The 16,140-nt window shown below is 73.2% G+C and carries 15 protein-coding genes; 1 reads left to right on the top strand and 14 read right to left on the bottom strand.

Annotated features, from left to right (window positions below):
- Positions 1-126: 126 nt before the first annotated feature.
- Genes ACF1A5_RS32100 through ACF1A5_RS32075 form a run of 6 tightly spaced genes read right to left on the bottom strand, consistent with a single transcriptional unit; the run spans position 127 to position 7,557 of the window.
- A complete protein-coding gene (locus ACF1A5_RS32100) occupies positions 127-2,148 on the bottom strand; it encodes an FAD-dependent oxidoreductase (RefSeq protein WP_392196383.1) in 2,022 nt (673 codons plus the stop codon).
- A gap of 21 nt (positions 2,149-2,169) precedes the next feature.
- A complete protein-coding gene (locus ACF1A5_RS32095) occupies positions 2,170-3,756 on the bottom strand; it encodes a class I tRNA ligase family protein (RefSeq protein WP_392196382.1) in 1,587 nt (528 codons plus the stop codon).
- Positions 3,757-3,758: 2 nt separating this feature from the next.
- Positions 3,759-4,118 carry a cupin domain-containing protein gene (locus ACF1A5_RS32090; protein ID WP_392196381.1) on the bottom strand — a complete coding sequence of 120 codons (360 nt, stop codon included), beginning with the start codon at positions 4,116-4,118 and terminating at the stop codon, positions 3,759-3,761.
- 58 nt (positions 4,119-4,176) lie between these two features.
- On the bottom strand, positions 4,177-5,532 hold the full coding sequence (locus tag ACF1A5_RS32085) for a lysine N(6)-hydroxylase/L-ornithine N(5)-oxygenase family protein (RefSeq protein WP_392196380.1): 1,356 nt from the start codon (positions 5,530-5,532) through the stop codon (positions 4,177-4,179).
- 11 nt (positions 5,533-5,543) lie between these two features.
- Complete coding sequence (locus ACF1A5_RS32080) at positions 5,544-6,845, bottom strand: MFS transporter (RefSeq protein WP_392196415.1); 1,302 nt, start codon at positions 6,843-6,845, stop codon at positions 5,544-5,546.
- A 1-nt stretch (position 6,846) separates the two neighbouring features.
- Positions 6,847-7,557, bottom strand: coding sequence for a class I SAM-dependent methyltransferase (locus tag ACF1A5_RS32075; RefSeq protein WP_392196379.1), 711 nt, complete (start codon positions 7,555-7,557; stop codon positions 6,847-6,849).
- Positions 7,558-7,922: 365 nt separating this feature from the next.
- On the opposite strand from ACF1A5_RS32075, the gene ddaH reads away from it, so the two are divergent.
- Positions 7,923-8,783 (top strand): dimethylargininase, encoded by an 861-nt coding sequence (gene ddaH / locus ACF1A5_RS32070; protein WP_392196378.1) that lies wholly within the window; start codon positions 7,923-7,925, stop codon positions 8,781-8,783.
- On the opposite strand, the gene ACF1A5_RS32065 is transcribed toward ddaH, so the two are convergent.
- The 8 genes from ACF1A5_RS32065 to ACF1A5_RS32030 form a co-directional block, all read right to left on the bottom strand.
- A complete protein-coding gene (locus ACF1A5_RS32065; RefSeq protein WP_392196377.1) occupies positions 8,746-9,807 on the bottom strand; it encodes a LysR family transcriptional regulator in 1,062 nt (353 codons plus the stop codon). The two genes, ddaH and ACF1A5_RS32065, sit on opposite strands and share 38 nt — an antisense overlap.
- Positions 9,804-10,742, bottom strand: coding sequence for an ABC transporter permease (locus ACF1A5_RS32060; RefSeq protein WP_392196376.1), 939 nt, complete (start codon positions 10,740-10,742; stop codon positions 9,804-9,806). The genes ACF1A5_RS32065 and ACF1A5_RS32060 overlap by 4 nt, the downstream gene beginning before the upstream one ends.
- The gene (locus ACF1A5_RS32055) at positions 10,729-11,526 is read right to left on the bottom strand and encodes an ABC transporter ATP-binding protein (RefSeq protein WP_392196414.1); all 798 of its coding nucleotides are present in this window, start codon (positions 11,524-11,526) and stop codon (positions 10,729-10,731) included. Before ACF1A5_RS32055 ends, ACF1A5_RS32060 begins: the two co-directional genes overlap by 14 nt.
- Positions 11,527-11,660: 134 nt before the next feature.
- The gene (locus ACF1A5_RS32050; protein WP_392196375.1) at positions 11,661-12,983 is read right to left on the bottom strand and encodes a sulfate adenylyltransferase subunit 1; all 1,323 of its coding nucleotides are present in this window, start codon (positions 12,981-12,983) and stop codon (positions 11,661-11,663) included.
- A gap of 2 nt (positions 12,984-12,985) precedes the next feature.
- Positions 12,986-13,921: a sulfate adenylyltransferase subunit CysD gene (cysD, locus tag ACF1A5_RS32045; RefSeq protein WP_392196374.1), complete on the bottom strand. Its 936-nt coding sequence runs from the start codon at positions 13,919-13,921 to the stop codon at positions 12,986-12,988.
- Entirely contained in the window at positions 13,918-14,466 is a 549-nt protein-coding gene (gene cysC, locus ACF1A5_RS32040; RefSeq protein WP_392196373.1) for an adenylyl-sulfate kinase, read from the bottom strand. The genes cysD and cysC overlap by 4 nt, the downstream gene beginning before the upstream one ends.
- On the bottom strand, positions 14,463-15,305 hold the full coding sequence (locus tag ACF1A5_RS32035; protein WP_392196372.1) for an inositol monophosphatase family protein: 843 nt from the start codon (positions 15,303-15,305) through the stop codon (positions 14,463-14,465). The genes cysC and ACF1A5_RS32035 overlap by 4 nt, the downstream gene beginning before the upstream one ends.
- A complete protein-coding gene (locus tag ACF1A5_RS32030) occupies positions 15,292-16,137 on the bottom strand; it encodes an amino acid ABC transporter ATP-binding protein (protein WP_392196371.1) in 846 nt (281 codons plus the stop codon). The genes ACF1A5_RS32035 and ACF1A5_RS32030 overlap by 14 nt, the downstream gene beginning before the upstream one ends.
- Between the last annotated feature and the right edge of the window lie 3 nt (positions 16,138-16,140).

Below are 16,140 nucleotides of genomic sequence, written 5' to 3'. Positions count from 1 at the left end.
ATCCACGCGAAGCCTGAGCGAAAGAGAACGATCGCACCTGTTCAGGGTCGGTCCAGGACGAAAGCCGGGGGCCGGGGAGGCATGTGCTCCCCGACCCCCGGCCGCGCCGCCCGTCCCTCTCCCCGGTCAGCCCGCGGCGGCGGCTCCGGGCTCGCCGCCGCCCTCGTCGGCACTCCCCTGAGCATCACTCACGGTGAACGCGTCCGCGGTCACCGCCTCCGCCATGACAGCGTCAGCCGCCGCCTCCGCCGCTGCCGGGGCCGTCTTGAAGCCGGCGCCCGACCAGCCCGCCGCCACCACGGTGTGCGGAAGGCCGGGCACGGGCCCCAGCACCGGGGCCGGAGCGACGTACAGATCGCGGCCCCGCACGCTCGTGAGCGCCCTGGCCCCGGTGAGGAACGGCAGCCGTGAGGCCGCCCGGTCCCGGATGTGGTCGATCCGGTCCGGTGTCAGGGCGGTACCGTCCGCGGCCGGCACGTCCCACTCCTCGACCGGGACCCCGGCCAGGACGCCGTCCAGGCCGTCCGGCCGGGCCCACGTCCCGGTCGTGAGATCGACCAGCGTGGGCAACGGGTCGCCCGTCCCGTCGGACGGCCGTTCGAAGATCGCGTACTGGATCCGTTTGGTGCGGGCGGTGTGCCCGGCCGGCCAGTGCGGGCCGAGCAGTCCGGGCGTGCCGCAGCCCGCCGCCACCACCGCCCCTCCCGCGCGCAGCGATTCGTCCAGGACGACTCCGGCACCGGCGCGGGCCCGGAGGGTGCGCACGTCGTGGCCGGGCACGAGGTGCGCCCCGGCGCGGCGGGCCCGGTCGGTCAGCGCGGCCAGGGCCACGGCGGCCACCGCGTACCCGCCGCCCCGCTCCCACACCGCGCCCTCCAGGCCGTCGCCCGCGATCAGCGGCCAGCGGCGGGTCACCTCGTCGGGGCCGAGGACCTCGGCGGCGAGGCCCGCGGCGGCCAGGTCGGCGACCCCCTCCTCCGCGGCGGCCTTTCCCCCGGGCCCGAAGAGCACCAGCGCGCCGGTCCGGCGGAAGCCGTGGGCGGCCGCCCGCTCCGCCCGGCCCCACAGCAGCCGGTAGGACCGGATCGCCCGGGCCCGTTCGGCGGCGTCCGCCTCCCAGGCCCGGACCAGTGCCCCGGACACCGTGCTGGCGGCGTCCGCCGAGCCGTTCAGCAGCACCACCGACCGTCCCCGCTCGGCGAGTTCGGCGGCCGTCGCGCTGCCGACCACGCCCGCGCCGACGACCGCCACGTCGAACGGGCCCCGGGGCCCGGCCGGCGCGCCGACCGGCAGCACCTCCCACCCCGCGCCGCGCGAGCCGTCCACCACCTCGCCCCGCGCGTCCAGTTCGTGGGCCAGCTCGCCGCGTACGGTCTCCAGCAGCCGTGCGCCGCGGCGCGCCGGATGCTTGGTGAGGGCCGCCGCGAGCGCCGCGAAGGCCGCCACGACGCGTGCCGCGGGCCCCCCGGCCAGCCGCGCGACCCGTACGCCCTCGGCGGCGGACCCCGCCAGTTCGGCGAACTCGGGCACGTCGCAGTCGTCCGTCGCCACGATCCACCGCTCCGGTCGCGGGTGCGTCCGGTCGCGCAGCAGCGCGGCGGCCCCGTGGTGGACGCCGCACAGCGCGACCGCGGCGCCCGCGGCGGCGGGCCACCGGGAGTGGACGTCCACCGAGAGGCCGGGGGCGGCGGCCTCCCGGAGGAGTCCGGCGAGCCGCAGCCCGTACCCGGTGCCGTCGTGCACCACGTCGAGGTGCGGGTGTCCCTCGGCGCGGCAGGCCGCCACCACGGCCGCGGCCTGCCCGGCGTCGTCGGGGCACAGCCGCAGCGCCAGGCCGCCGGCCCCGTCGAGCAGGCCGGGCGCGGTGGCGAGCGGCAGCAGCACCGGCAGGCGGTGCTCCCGGTAGACCGGCAGGGCGGCCGCGGCGCCGAGGCTGTTGAAGTGGCCGACGACCGCGGCGAAGCCGCCGTCGGCGACGACCTCGCGCGCCATGGTCCCGCCCCGCTCCGTCTCGCCCCGGTCGTCGAGGAGGGCCCACTCCACCGGGGCCCGGCGCACCGCGTCGAGCGCGCCGCTCAGCAGCTCGCCCCAGGCGGCGCGCGGCCCGCTGAACGGTCCGACCACGGCCACCCGGGGCCGTGGGTCCACCTCTCGTCCTCCCATCGGGCGTCAGCTCCCGAAGAGCGGGCCGTCCGGCAGCGTCAGCACCGTGCCGGCGGGCGGCGGGGTCAGCGCCGTCGCGTCCACGCGCCGTGCCGGGTCCCAGCCCAGGACCTCGCTCAGCCGGGCGGCGCCCGCCGGGACGACCGGGGCCGCCCAGGCGGCCAGCGCCGAGGCGACGGCGAGTTCACCGGCGAGGGCCGCCCGGTACGCGTCCCGGCCGGCGGGGCGTTCCCGCTCGTGGCGGTGGACGTGCCCGAAGTCCGCCGCGCAGCGCACGGTCTCGTCGAGGAGATCGACCGCGCGGCGGGTGTCGAAGCCCTCGACGGAGTACGCCTCGCGCAGTTCCCCGCACAGCCGGGTGAGCCGGCCCTCGAGCAACTCCCAGCCGGGCCCCGCCGGTCGCAGGTCCGGGACGACGCCGCCGGTCTCCGCGTGGACGGCCTCGACGAGGCGGTTCAGCCAGCCGTTCCAGAGGGTGTCCAGGTGTGCGCGGGCCCGGGCGAGGTCGCCGTCGCTGAAGCTGGTCTGCCGGCCGTGGGGCCGGTCGCGCAGCACCTGCAGGCGCAGGGCGTCGGCGCCGCCCTCCTTCAGCGCGGCGAGCGCCCACACCGCGTGGCGGCGGCTGGTGGAGAACTTCCTGCCCTCCAGCCGGTAGAACTCGTTGACGACGAACGCCCTGGCCAGGGGCAGCTCCGGGTCCCAGGCCAGGTAGAGCGCCGGGAAGAGGACGGCGTGGAAGTAGCCGTTGTCGAAGCCGAAGAACTGGACCGGGCCGGCGGCGGGCCGGGCGGACTCGGGGGCGTACTGCAGGAGGTAGCCCGGCGCCATCTCGCACCAGACGAAGATCCGCTGGTCCTCGAAGCCGGACACGGGCACCGGGACGCCCCAGTCGGAGGGATGGCTGACCGCGATCTCCGGCATGCCGTCGCCGAGCATCCGCTCGCACAGCGCGCGCAGGTGCGGCGGCATGGGCGTGTCGCGCCAGAAGCGGGCCAGGCGGTCGGCGAAGGGCGCCAGCGGCAGGTAGAGGCGGGTCTGCGGGCGCAGTTCGGCCGCCGCGCCGCACACGACGCAGTGCGGGTCGGTGAGGTCGCCACAGTCGTTGGGGCGGCCGCACGGCTCGCAGGCGTTGCCGTTGGAGCCGGCGCCGCAGTGCGGGCAGCCGCCGGTGACGTAGGCCTCGTAGAGCCAGCGGTCGCAGGGCACGCAGTACGGGAGCGGCCGGGTGCGGGGCACCAGGACACCGTTGTCGTGGAGCTTCTGGAAGAACGCCTGGACGAACTCGGTGTAGCCGGGGTCGCGGCGCGGTGCGACCACCCGGTCGAAGGCGGCCTCGGCGAGGTCCCAGCCGCGGGCGATGCGTTCGCCGTTGAGGTCCGCGACCTCCTCGCCGGTGAGTCCGTCGAGCAGGCCGCGGGTGGCGACGTAGCTCTGGTGGTCGTCGAGGCCGGTGGTCATCAGGACGGGTTCGCCCTCGGCGAGGGTGAAGCGGCGCAGGACGTCGGCGGCGAGGTAGGGGCCCGCCAGATGGCCGACGTGCAGTTCGCCGTTGGGAGTCGGCGGGGTCGCGGTGATCCAGGTCGGGGTGGGCACGCTCACTTCTCGCCCCCGGTCCCCGGTTCGTGCAGCGGCCAGTAGAAGGAGACCCAACTCAGGTCTGTCTCTCCGGAGTTGTGTACGACGTGGGCCTGGTTGCGCGGGATGACCAGCACCGTGCCGGCGTCGATGGCAGCGCTCTCGTCGCCGACGCCGACCGTGCCCCGGCCGCCCAGGGTGATCATCACCTCGTCCTGGTCGTGGCAGTCGGGTGCGGAGCGGGCCCCGGCGGGCAGGAAGCAGGCCATCGCGCCGAAGGGCGGTTCCTCGCCCTGGCCGGCCCACGGCACGAGGCGCTGGCAGGCCATGCCGAACTCCTGGGCCGCGTTCTCTTCGTGGATGCGGAACGTCCTGATCATGTGCCTCTCGTTCTCTGAGCACGCGCGGATGGGGCGTTCGTCGTGCGTCTTGCGTCGTTCAGCAGGCCTTCGCGGCCGCGGTGTCCTGGCGTACGGCGGCCGGGCCCGGGTCCCGTCCGGCGCGGTCCAGAACGGAGCCGAGGATCTCCCCGGCGCGTACGGCGGCGTTGGACAGCAGGGAGGAGGTGATGCCGTGCGAGTGCTCGGTGCCTCCGCACAGGTACACGCCCGCCCGGACCTCGGGCGCGGTGGCGACCCGGTACTCGCGTTCGACGAGGAGCCTGCCCTCGGAGTCCCGGAGCAGCGGGTCGCCGGCCGGGCCGAGCAGGGCCAGCGGGTCGGGGGCCCGGTAGCCGGTGGCGCACACCAGCAGATCCGCCTCCAGGTCGGTGGTGCGGCCGGTGGGCAGGTGATGGACCGTCATCTTTACCGCGTCGCCCGTCTCCTGGACGTCGCGCAGCACCGAGACGTTGTGCAGGCGCAGCCGTTCGACGCCGGCGATCCGGTCCTCGTAGACGCGGCGGTACATCTCCTCGATGAGGTCGACGTCCACCACGGAGTAGTTGGTGTTGGCGTGGTAGCCGAAGAGCGCGTCCTTCACCTCCGGGGGCGCGCCGTGGAAGTCGTCGACGGCCGAGGGGTCGAAGATCCGGTTGGCGAAGGGGCTGTCGTCGGCCTGGCTGTAGCCGAACCGGGAGAAGACGGCGTGGACCTCGGCGGCCGGGTAGGTGCGGTGCAGATGGTCGGCGACCTCGGCGGCACTCTGTCCCGCGCCCAGGACGACGAAGCGGCGCGGCGTGCGCGCGGAGGCGTCCAGTCGCGCGAGGTCCGCGAGCGTGGTCGAGCTGTGCCGCACATGGGCGGAGACCTCGAGGCCGTGCGGCATCCTGGGCACCAGGCCCGGGGCGAGGACCAGGTTGCGGGCCTTCTTGACCACCAGTTCGCCCGTGCTCTCGTCGCGCGCGATGACCTCGAAGTGGGTCACGGCGCCGTCCTCGGCGACCGTTCTGGCGGAGACCATCTCGTGGCCGTAGCGGACCAGGTGGTTCACCTGCCCGGCGCACCAGGAGAGGTAGTCGTGGAACTCCACCCGGGACGGGTAGAGGACCTTGTGGTTGATGAAGTCCACCAGCCGGCCCCGGGCGTGCAGGTAGGGCACGAAGCCGAACCGGCTGACCGGGTTGCGCAGCGTCGCCAGGTCCTTGAGGAAGGCCACCTGCATGGTGGCGCCCTCGATCAGCATGCTGCCGTGCCAGTCGAAGGCGGGTTTGCGTTCGAGGAACTCGGCGGTCAGGGGCGCCCTGCCCCCCGTCTCGTTGTGTTCGGTGACCGCGATCGCCAGTGCCAGGTTGGCCGGGCCGAATCCCACGCCCAGTACGTCGACGACCGGGGTGTCCGTCCACGACGAATCCATGTGTTTCCCTTTCAGTCTTGTGCCGGACGTCCCACCGGTACGGAGCCCTCCGCGTCGGTCTCAGGCCGGCCGCGGTCGCGCGCGACCAGGATGGTGCGGTACTTCAGGACGATCACCGCTCCGAAGACCGCGTAGAGCGCCGCGATGCCCCAGCGCGAGACGACGGCCCCGAGCGTCATGCACAGCGAGGCGATGAGCAGAGCGAGGCGGACGTTGAGGTTGAACACGGCCATGTACTTGGTCCGTGAGCGCTCGGGGACGAGGTCGGCCAGCATGGTCTGCTGCACGGGCACGTTCAGCAGTTCGCCGACGGTGAGGACGAGCATGGCGGCGAGCAGTACCCAGCCGTTGCCGGACACGGCCATCACCATGTAGCCGCCGGTGAAGAGGATCACGCCGGCGTACAGCCGCGGGCGGTCGCCCACCCGGCGCAGCAGGCGGTGGACGACCAGCGCGAGCAGCACCACCAGGATGGTGTTCTCGGCGCGCAGGATGCCGAGGATCTCGACCCCGTCGACGGCGGCGTCCCAGGATCCGAGTCCGAACAGCCGCTGCTGCCCGAAGGTCTCGCTGACCCGCACGTTGATGTAGTAGTTGATCTGCACCTCGATGGCCATGCGCAGGGTGGCCGCGATCAGCAGCGCCGAGAACAGCCGGTCGGCGAGGACCGCGCGGTAGCCGGAGGCGAAGCTGCGGACGTAGGCGCGCGCCGACTCGGACTTCTCCGCCGCCGTCCCCTCCGGTGCCGTCTCGCTGATCTTGACGAAGGTCACCAGGAACACCACGAGCGACCCGGCGGCGACGGCGGCGAGGAGCTGGGGGAAGTAACCCCGGTACAGGAAGCCGCCGATGAGGACGCCGCAGGCGAGGGCGAAGTTGATGGACCAGTAGTTGATCGTGTAGACGAACTGCCGCGACTCGGGGGTGCTGACGTCCACGATCATCGCGTCGTTCGCCGGTACGGCGAGGTTGGAGGCGAGACTCGCGGCGAGGAAGCCCGCGTAGACGACGCCGGTGTTCTCCCACCAGGGCGTCGCGGCGGCCGCCATCGTCACATACGCGGCGACGACGCCCGCCTCGCCCGCCAGCAGCAGGGGGCGGCGGCCGTGGATGTCGGCCAGGTAGCCGCCGAGCAGCGATCCCGACACCTCGCACACCGCGATGACCAGGACCATCGCACCGGCGACCGCGACGCCGAAACGCTCGGCCAGGAACACGGTCATCAGGGGCATGACCATGACGTGCAGAAAGCGCTGCACGGATCCCACGACGATGCGGATGCGGAGGTTGGGGTGCAGGGACCGGAACTTCATGTCAGGCACGCACTCCGGTGTAGATGTCGTAGTACTCGCCCCGGACGGGGGTCCTGCGCACGTCGGTCAGCCCGCAGTTCTTGAGGATGTCGACGAGCTGGTCGTGCCGCAGATAGCGCGAGCGGCGCTGGAAGGTCCGTTCCGTGCCGTCCACGGTCAGGCTGCTCCACCATGTGCGGATGCCGCTGGTCCGGTCGATCGAGATGGTCTCGGCGATGTCCACCGTGTGCCGGCCGATGCGCAGGGTCGGGTGGACCACCGACTGCTCCTCCCGGCGCTCCAGGTCCTCCGCGCGGGTGATGTCGACGTAGAAGCGGCCGCCGGGGCGCACGCAGGCCACCCACTGCCCGATGGCCTCGGCCATGGCGGACTGGTCGGCCAGCCCTTCCTCGTCCCAGGCGCCGGCGTAGATGTAGTTGCCGCCGCCGCGGTTCATCACCACGTCGAACTGCCCGGCGTAGCGGCGCGGGAGGTCCTCCCACAGCACCAGCTCGGGGCGGACGTCCAGGCCCTCGACACCGGCGTTGCGGCGGAAGTGGGCCAGCATCAGCTCGCTGCCGTCGGTGCAGGTCACGTCGTAGCCGCGGCGGATCAGCTCCAGGGCGGGAAATCCGCTTCCGCAGGCGCAGTCGAGAATACTGAGTCCCTCCGCGGGGCCCAGCCACCTGGCTATTCCGTCGGCGGTCTCCTCGCGGTCGAACTCGAACAGCATGCACAGTTCCCACAACGTTCCGATATCTGGTTCACCGGCGTCCAGCGCGGCTTCCACGCGTGCATCGGAAAACGTCACGACGTTACCGTTCGTCAGGGCAGATGCTTTTCCCACGCCCATCCCTCCGGGCCTTCTTGTGAAAATTTGACTACGACCCTTGCAGCATGTCGAGCACGCTGTCAAGCGGTTCCTGACAACACCTCAGCTGCCATTCCGGAGCCATAGGGCTCCGTTATGAGCTGATCAGGAAATGGAATTGGACGCCCCCTTCGACTTTGTGCGCTACTGGTCAGGTGCACTCCCGAATGCGAGTCGTGCACATTTCTCCGTACCGGAAATTCGCAAGCGCTCCGGAGGCAGCCCAGATGGTCGAAGAGCACCCCCGTGGGTTTCGTAAGCGGCGATACCTCATGTGTCCGCCGGTCCATTTCGACGTCACCTACTCGATCAATCCGTGGATGGACCTGAGCAAGCCGGTCGACCAGGAGCTGGCCCTGGCGCAGTGGGAGGATCTGCGCGACCTCTACGTCGAGCTGGGACACACGGTCGAGCTGATCGACCCCCTGCCCGGGCTGCCGGACATGGTCTTCGCCGCCAACGGGGCCACCGTCGTGGACGGCCGGGTGCTGGCCGCCCGCTTCCGCAACGAGGAGCGCGCCGCCGAGGGGCCCGCCTACGCCGAGTGGTTCCGCGCCAACGGCTTCCCCGAGGTGCACGAGTCCGGGCATGTGAACGAGGGCGAGGGCGACTACCTCGTCACCGGCCGCTGGGTGCTGGCCGGCTGCGGCTTCCGCTCGGACCCGGCCGGTCACCGGGCGGCCCAGGAGTTCTTCGGGCGCCCGGTCGTCAGCCTCACGCTGACCGATCCGCGCTACTACCACCTCGACACCGCCCTCGCGGTGCTCGACGACGACCGGATCATGTACAACCCCTCGGCGTTCTCCCCCGGCAGCCGCGCGGTGCTGCGCGAGCTGTTCCCCGACGCGCTGCTGGCCTCCGACGCGGACGCCGCCGTCTTCGGCCTCAACGCGGTCAGCGACGGGCACCACGTGGTGCTGGCGCAGGCCGCGACCGGGCTGACCGAACAGCTGCGGGCGCACGGTTTCCAGCCCATCGGCGTCGACATGTCCGAGCTGATGAAGGCCGGCGGCGGCGTCAAGTGCTGCACGCTGGAGCTGCGGCCCCCGCTCACCGCCGGGCGACCGATGTTCGCGGCCCCCGCGTAGCCGGACTGCGCGGGGGCCGGGACACCGGCTGCCCCTCCGACGGCCGGCCGTGTCTGCTCCGGCCCGCGACCACGGTGCCCGCCGCGGACGCGGACGGCACGGCCGGTGCGACGGCGCCGCGCACGAAGGAGACGAAGGTGTGCAGGGCCGCATTGGCGTTGTCCTTCCGCCAGGCCAGCGCCATCGGCACGGCGACCGGCACGGTGAACGGCCGGAACACCACGCCCGGCACGGCCAGCAGCGCCGCGGTCGGCTCGGTGACCAGCGTGATGCCCGCGCCCTGGGCGACGGCCGCGAGCATGTGGGGCTCGTCGGGCTCGACGCGGCCGATCTCCGGCTCCGCGCCGGGTCCGTACACCGCGGCGAGGATGGACTCCCACAGGCCGCTGCGTTCGCGCGGGAAGAACACCAGCCGCTCGCCGGCCAGGTCCGCCGGTGACACGCCGGCCAGGTCCGCGACCCGGTGGCCGGCCGGCACGGCGACGACCACCCGGTCGTAGGCGATGACGGAGCACTGGAGGTCGTCCCCGGCGATGGGCGGCCGCACGAAGCCGACGTCGATCGCGCGCATCCGGATCCGCTCGGCGTTGGAGTGGGTGTGACCCGTGGAGGTCTCGACGGTGATGTGGGGGTATTCCTCCTGGAAGCGGCGGGTGAGATCGGAGGCCAGCCCGATCCCGCCGGAGCGGGAGTAGGACAGGGCGAGCGTCCCGTTGTGCCGGCCTGCCAGCACACTCGCGAACCTGTCGAACTCCTCGGCATGGGAAAGAAGTTGGCGGGCCTTCGGCTCGAGGACCCGGCCCGCGGCGGTCAGGGCGACACCCTGCCGGTCGCGCTCGAACAGCGGCATCCCGAGCCGGCGCTCCAGCGCCTTGATGCCCTGGGAAAGACCCGGCTGCGTCATGTGCAGCCGCACCGCCGCCCGGCCGAAGCTCAACTCGTCGGCCACCGCGAGGAAGTAGCGCAGGCCGCGCAGCTCGCCGGCGGCGATGCCCTCGCCCTCGGGGACGTCCCGGCCGTTCACCGCACACGCTCCAGCAGCCCGCGGGTCCGCAGCACGTACCGCTCCAGCGGTGCGAAGACGAGGAGTTCGACACCGATGCCGACGCTGAGGATCAGCAGGATCGCCGCGAGGACCAGCGGCATGTCCTGCGCCACCCGCCCGTTCTCCAGCATCTGCCCCAGCCCGTACCCCATCTCCGGCGATCCGGCGATGAGTTCGGCGGCCATCAGGGACCGCCAGGAGAAGGCCCAGCCCTGCTTCAGCCCGGCGAGGTACCCGGGCAGCGCCGCGGGCAGCAGGATGTGCCGCACTCCGCGCAGGCCCTGGGCGCCCAGGGTCCGCCCGGCGCGCACGAACAGCGGCGGCACCTGGTCCATGCCCGCCACCAGGCCGTTGGCCACCGACGGTACGGCACCGAGCAGCACGACCGCGTAGATGGCCGTGTCCGTCAGGCCGAACCAGATGACCGAGGCCGGGACCCAGGCCACCGAGGGCAGGGACTGCAGCCCCGACAGGATCGGCCCGATCGCGGTGCGGACGGGACGCACCCGTCCGACGAGCAGCCCGAGCGGTGTGCCGACGGCGATGGCGACCAGGAAGCCGAGGGCGCCCCGCGAGACGCTCGTCCAGACCACGCCGAGGGTCGTGCCCAGGTACCACTGCTCGACCAGGGCGTCCCACACGGCGCGCGGCCCCGGCAGGACGTAGGCGGGCTTGACGCCGGAGAGGTACACCAGTTCCCAGACGGTCAGGATCAGCGCGCAGGCGGCCACGGGCGGCAGCACGCGGGAGCGCAGCATCCTGCCCAGCCGGGCGCCGCCGCCGGCCGGCGCGCTCTGCAGGGCGTCCAGCCCGGTGCTCAGGCCGGCGAGGTCGGAGCCGTCCCGGGAGCCGCCCGGCAGGGCGCCGCGGCCGCCGGCCGGCCGCCGGGACCGTGTCGTGTCAGTGTGTGCCATGGCGGCTGATCTCCGTGCGTAACTCTTCGGTGATTTCCTTCGACTTCTCCGCCACTGCCTCGTCCTCCAGACGCCTGGGATACGGCAGGCCGATACGCCACTGGCGGGCGACACGGCCGGGCCGGGAGGTCAGCAGCACCACCCGTCCGCCGAGCCGCACCGCCTCCCGGACGTTGTGCGTCACGAAGAGCACCGACAGGCGGCGGGCCTCGGACGCGGCGGGCTGGTTCCACTCGTGCCAGACCCGGATCAGTTCCTCGTGCAGCAGGTCGCGGGTGATCGCGTCGAGCGCCGCGAACGGCTCGTCCATCAGCAGGACCTCCGACGCCTGGGCCAGCGCCCGGGCGAGGGCGACGCGCTGGCGCATCCCGCCGGACAGCTCGTGCACCCGCTTGCGGTACGCGCCGCCCAGCCGCACCAGCTCCAGCAGGCGCTCGGCCTCGGGGCCGCGCTCGCGCCGGGGAACTCCTCGCAGTCTGAGCGCCAGTTCGATGTTCTTCCCGGCGGTCAGCCACGGGAACAGCGCGTGCTCCTGGAACATCAGCGCGGGGCGCGGGCCCACCGCCGAAATGGTCCCGGCGCTGGGTTCGTCGATGCCCGCGGCCAGCCCGAGCAGGGTGGACTTGCCGCACCCGGAGGCGCCGAGCAGACACACGAACTCGCCGGGGGCGACGTCCAGGCTGATGTCGTCGAGGACGAGCTGCCGACCACCGGGGTGGCCGAAGGACTTGGAGACCGACCGCAGCGCGAGCGCGGGCGGCCCGTCCGCGGCTCCCGTCGGCACGGCCGGCGGAGGCGTGGGCGCCTCGGCCGTCACGACCTGCTCGCCCGAGCGGAGACCGTCCACGACCTGCTCGCCCGAGCGGAGACCGTCCACGACCTGCTCGCCCGAGGGGAGACCGTCGCACACCGGCCGGTTCACCGCCCTCCCCCGCAGCCGTCCGCGAACGCCGCGCCTGCCATGCCCGCGGTGAGGGTGGCCCCGTCCGCCGGGTCGATCAGCAGAAACGATCCGGTGCGGCGTGAGTCCGCGTATCCGTCCATGGCCAGCGGCTCGGACGTGTGCAGCACGACCGTCCCGATGTCGTTCGCCCGCAGGGACTGCGGCCGGGGCCGGCGTGTCAGGCCGTGCGCCGTGTCGATGCGGTACGGCAGCTCCTTGACGCTCGCCCGGACCGTGCGCGTGGTGTGCTTGAGCAGCACGTGCGCGCCCACCGTCAGCGGCCGTTCGTGCAGGTGGCAGACGGTGGCTTCGACGCGGCGGGTGAGACCGGGGGCCGCGCCCGTCGGCACGATGAGGTCGCCGCGCGCGACGTCCAGGTCGTCGGCGAGCAGGACGGTCACCGACTCGGGCGCCGACGCGCTCGGAACGCGGACGCCCAGGGCGTCGATCGCCGCGACGGTGGTCACCCGGCCAGAGGGCAGCACGGTGACGGACTCGCCGACGTGCAGCGTCCCGGCGGCCATCTGGCCCGCGTAGCCGCGGTAGTCGGGGTGGCCGGCGGACTGCGGCCGGATCACGTACTGCACCGGGAGACGGGCCTGGCGCCCGCCGGGGTCGGCGCCGGCCGGGACGGTCTCCAGGTGCTCCAGGACGGTGGGCCCGCCGTACCAGTCCATGTTCGCGGACGGCTCGACGACGTTGTCACCCGCCAGCGCGGAGATGGGGATCGCGGTGATCTCCCCGGCGCCCAGCTCGGCGGCGTACCGGGTGAACTCGACGGCGATCCGGGCGAAGACGGATTCCTCGTGACCGACGAGGTCCATCTTGTTCACCGCGAGGACGACGTGCGGGACGCGCAGCAGCGCGGCGATGGCCGCGTGGCGCCGGGTCTGCTCGACGATTCCCTTGCGGGCGTCGACCAGGATGACGGTCAGCTCGGCGGTGGAGGTGCCGGTGACCATGTTCCGGGTGTACTGCTCGTGTCCCGGCGAGTCGGCCAGGATGAACCGGCGCCGGGGGGTGGCGAAGTAGCGGTGGGCCACGTCGATGGTGATGCCCTGCTCTCGCTCGGCGCGCAGGCCGTCGGTGAGCAGCGCGAGGTCCGGGGCGTCCCGGCCGCGGCTGCGGGAAGCGTGCTCGACCGCCTGCATCTGGTCGGCGAGCACGCTCTTGGAGTCGTACAGGAGCCGTCCGACCAGGGTGGACTTGCCGTCGTCGACGGAGCCCGCGGTGGCGAAGCGCAGCAGCGTGGTGGTGGCCGCCGGGCGGCCGGCGGTCTGCTCGGTGGTCGTGCCCATCGCTAGAAGTACCCTTCGCGCTTGCGGTCTTCCATCGCCGCTTCGGAGAGCTTGTCGTCGGCGCGTGTGGCGCCCCGTTCGGTCAGGCGGGTGGTGGCGATCTCCGCGATCACCTGCTCGACGGTCGTGGCGTCGGAGTCCACCGCGCCGGTGCAGGACATGTCGCCGACGGTCCGGTAGCGGACCAGGCGCTTCTCCACCGCTTCGGCCGCGGTGGGCCCGCCCCATCCGCCGGCCGTCAGCCACATCCCCGAGCGGAGGAACACCTCGCGCTCGTGGGCGAAGTAGATGTCCGGCAGCTCGATCCGCTCGCGCTGGACGTACTGCCACACGTCGAGCTCGGTCCAGTTGGACAGCGGGAAGACCCGCACGTGCTCGCCCGGGGCGTGCCGGCCGTTGTAGAGCTGCCACAGCTCGGGACGCTGGCGGCGCGGGTCCCACTGGGAGAACTCGTCGCGCAGCGAGAACACCCGCTCCTTGGCGCGTGCCTTCTCCTCGTCCCGGCGGCCGCCGCCGAACACCGCGTCGAAGCGGTGCTCCCTGATGGCGTCGGTCAGCGGCAGGGTCTGCAGCGGGTTGCGGGTGCCGTCCGGGCGTTCCCGCAGGACGCCGCGGTCGATGTAGTCCTGCACACCGGCCACGAGCAGGCGCAGTCCGTGCAAGGCCACCGTACGGTCCCGGTAGGCGAGCACCTCCGGGAAGTTGTGCCCGGTGTCCACGTGCAGCAGCGGGAAGGGCACGGGCGCCGGGGCGAACGCCTTCAGTGCCAGGTGCACCATGACGACGGAGTCCTTGCCGCCGGAGAACAGCAGCACCGGGTTCTCGAACTCGCCCGCCACCTCGCGCAGGATGTGCACCGCCTCCGACTCCAGCGAGTCCAGGTGCCCGAAGACCCGCGAGGCCCGCGCGGGCGAGTCCGGTGCGGTCGCCCGCGTCATGACAACCCCCTCACGATCAGCAACGCATGGAGCATCACGGCGGACTCCTGCACGGTCTGGTTCTGGGTCTCGATCCGCAGATCCGGGGAGTCGGGCGCCTCGTAGGGGTCGTCCACCCCGGTCAGACCGGTCAGTTCGCCGGCGGCCTGCCGGGCGTAGAGCCCCTTCACGTCCCGCCGCGCGCACACCTCGACGGGCGTGGCGACATGGACCTCCAGGTACGGGGTGCCGCTCTGCTCGTGGCGCTTGCGCACCGCGTCGCGGCTGTCCCGGTACGGGGCGATCACCGGGACCAGGGCGATGATCCGGTTCCGGGCGAGGATCTCGGCGACCAGCCCGATGCGCTGGACGTTCGTGTCGCGGTCCGCGCGGCTGAAGCCGAGGCCGGCCGAGAGGAACGAGCGGATCACGTCACCGTCGAGCACCTCCACTCGGTGCCCGTCGCCGCGCAGCCGCGCGGCGAGCGCGGTGGCGATGGTGGTCTTGCCGGAGCTGGGCAGCCCGGTCAGCCAGACGGTGCAGCCCTGTCGCACGGCGGCGGTCATACGGTCCCACCCGCCTCGGGGGTGTGCGGGGCGGGGCAGACCCGCGCGAGCGCCGCCCGCAGCGGCCCGGCCAGTTCCGGTGCGCAGACGACCAGGTCGGGCAGGGCGGGGTCGGGCCTGTTGTAGCGGGGCGCGCTGCCGTCGAGCCGGGTGACCACGCAGCCGTGGTGGGCGGCGACCGCGGCGGGCGCGGCCGAGTCCCACTCGTACTGGCCTCCCGCGTGCACGTACAGGTCCGCCTCGCCGAGCACGACGGAGGCCGTCTTGGCCCCGGCCGAGCCCTGCAGTACGACGTCGGCACCCAGTTCCTCGGCCAGCCGCGCCACGAAGGCGGGCGGCCGGCTGCGGCTGACCAGCATCCGGGGACGCGGCCGGCGCGGCGCGCGGGCCGCCACGGGGTCGGCTGTGCTCAGCACCGTGCCGCGGGCGGGCAGCGCGACGGCGCCCGCGGCCAGCTCGCCCGCCTCCCACAGGGCCACGTGCACGGCCCAGTCCTCGCGCGGGGGCTCGGCGAACTCCCGGGTACCGTCGAGCGGATCGACGATCCAGACCCGGCGCGCCGTCAGCCGGGTGCGGTCGTCGGCCGCCTCCTCGGACAGGACCGAGTCGAGGGGCCGGTGCCGCGCGAGCAGGCCGGCGAGGACGGCCTGGGCGCCGCGGTCCCCGGCGGCTCTCAGCTCGCGCGGGTCGGTGCCGGGCGCCGCCGCTGCCCTGATCTCCAGAAGCCGCGCTCCCGCCGCGGCGGCGCAGGCGCGGGCGAAGGCGTGGTCGTCGGGTGTGTCGGGCACGTCGAAGGCGTCGGCCGCGACGCGCGACGCGGGTGCGTCAGAGGTATTCATGTGTTCTCCCCGTGCTGGTGGAGCCCGGCCCCGCGGGGCCCTGAGCTGCCGGGCCCCGGGGCGCCGGACCCGGAGCTGCCGGGCCCTGCGGTCCGAGGACCCGTTGGAGGAAGGTCCGTGTGCGTTCGTGGCGGGGGGCGTCGATGACCTGCGCCGGCAGGCCCTCCTCGACGATCACCCCGCCGTCCATGAAGACGACCCGGTCGGCCACGTCCCGGGCGAAGGCCATCTCGTGCGTGACGATCAGCATGGTCATGCCGTCCCGGGCGAGGTCACGGATGACCGTGAGGACCTCGCCGACCAGTTCGGGGTCCAGGGCGGAGGTCGGCTCGTCGAAGAGCATCAGGCTGGGGTTCATCGCCAGCGCGCGGGCGATCGCCACGCGCTGCTGCTGCCCGCCCGAGAGCTGTGCCGGGTAGGCGTCCGCCTTGTCCTCGACGCCCACCCGGGCCAGGCAGTCGCGGCCGACCCGCTCCGCCTCGGCGCGGTCCCGGCGCAGGACGCGCCGCTGGGCGATGGTCACGTTGCCCAGCACCGTCAGGTGGGGGAACAGATGGAACATCTGGAAGACCATGCCCATGCGCCGCCGGGCCGCGTCCAGGTCGGTGTCGGGGTGGTTGAGCCTGACGCCGTCGACCAGGACGGCTCCCGAGGTGGGCTCCTCCAGCAGGTTCACGCAGCGCAGCAGCGTGGACTTGCCCGATCCCGACGGCCCGATCACGCAGACGACCTCGCCGTGCGCCACGCTCAGGTCGACTCCCTTGAGGACGTCGAGCCGACCGTACGACTTGTGCAGTCCCGCCATCTCGACGGCGGGTCGAGCCGTGGCCATGGG

Origin of the sequence: Streptomyces sp. NPDC014864 (assembly GCF_043081525.1) — a bacterium.
In the GTDB taxonomy this organism is placed as follows: Bacteria; Actinomycetota; Actinomycetes; order Streptomycetales; family Streptomycetaceae; genus Streptomyces.
The sequence above is the reverse complement of the archived record's forward strand: the minus strand, read 5'-3'. Positions and strand labels throughout refer to the sequence as shown.

Excerpts from the sequence above, each read along its gene's own strand:
- ACF1A5_RS32090 (WP_392196381.1), bottom strand. The coding sequence starts at position 4,118 with ATGATCAGGACGTTCCGCATCCACGAAGAGAACGCGGCCCAGGAGTTC.
- ACF1A5_RS32085 (WP_392196380.1), bottom strand. The coding sequence starts at position 5,532 with ATGGATTCGTCGTGGACGGACACCCCGGTCGTCGACGTACTGGGCGTG.
- ACF1A5_RS32080 (WP_392196415.1), bottom strand. The coding sequence starts at position 6,845 with ATGAAGTTCCGGTCCCTGCACCCCAACCTCCGCATCCGCATCGTCGTG.
- ACF1A5_RS32075 (WP_392196379.1), bottom strand. The coding sequence starts at position 7,557 with ATGCTGTTCGAGTTCGACCGCGAGGAGACCGCCGACGGAATAGCCAGG.
- ddaH (WP_392196378.1), top strand. The coding sequence starts at position 7,923 with ATGGTCGAAGAGCACCCCCGTGGGTTTCGTAAGCGGCGATACCTCATG.
- ACF1A5_RS32060 (WP_392196376.1), bottom strand. The coding sequence starts at position 10,742 with ATGGCACACACTGACACGACACGGTCCCGGCGGCCGGCCGGCGGCCGC.
- ACF1A5_RS32050 (WP_392196375.1), bottom strand. The coding sequence starts at position 12,983 with ATGGGCACGACCACCGAGCAGACCGCCGGCCGCCCGGCGGCCACCACC.
- cysD (WP_392196374.1), bottom strand. The coding sequence starts at position 13,921 with ATGACGCGGGCGACCGCACCGGACTCGCCCGCGCGGGCCTCGCGGGTC.
- cysC (WP_392196373.1), bottom strand. The coding sequence starts at position 14,466 with ATGACCGCCGCCGTGCGACAGGGCTGCACCGTCTGGCTGACCGGGCTG.
- ACF1A5_RS32035 (WP_392196372.1), bottom strand. The coding sequence starts at position 15,305 with ATGAATACCTCTGACGCACCCGCGTCGCGCGTCGCGGCCGACGCCTTC.
- ACF1A5_RS32030 (WP_392196371.1), bottom strand. The coding sequence starts at position 16,137 with ATGGCCACGGCTCGACCCGCCGTCGAGATGGCGGGACTGCACAAGTCG.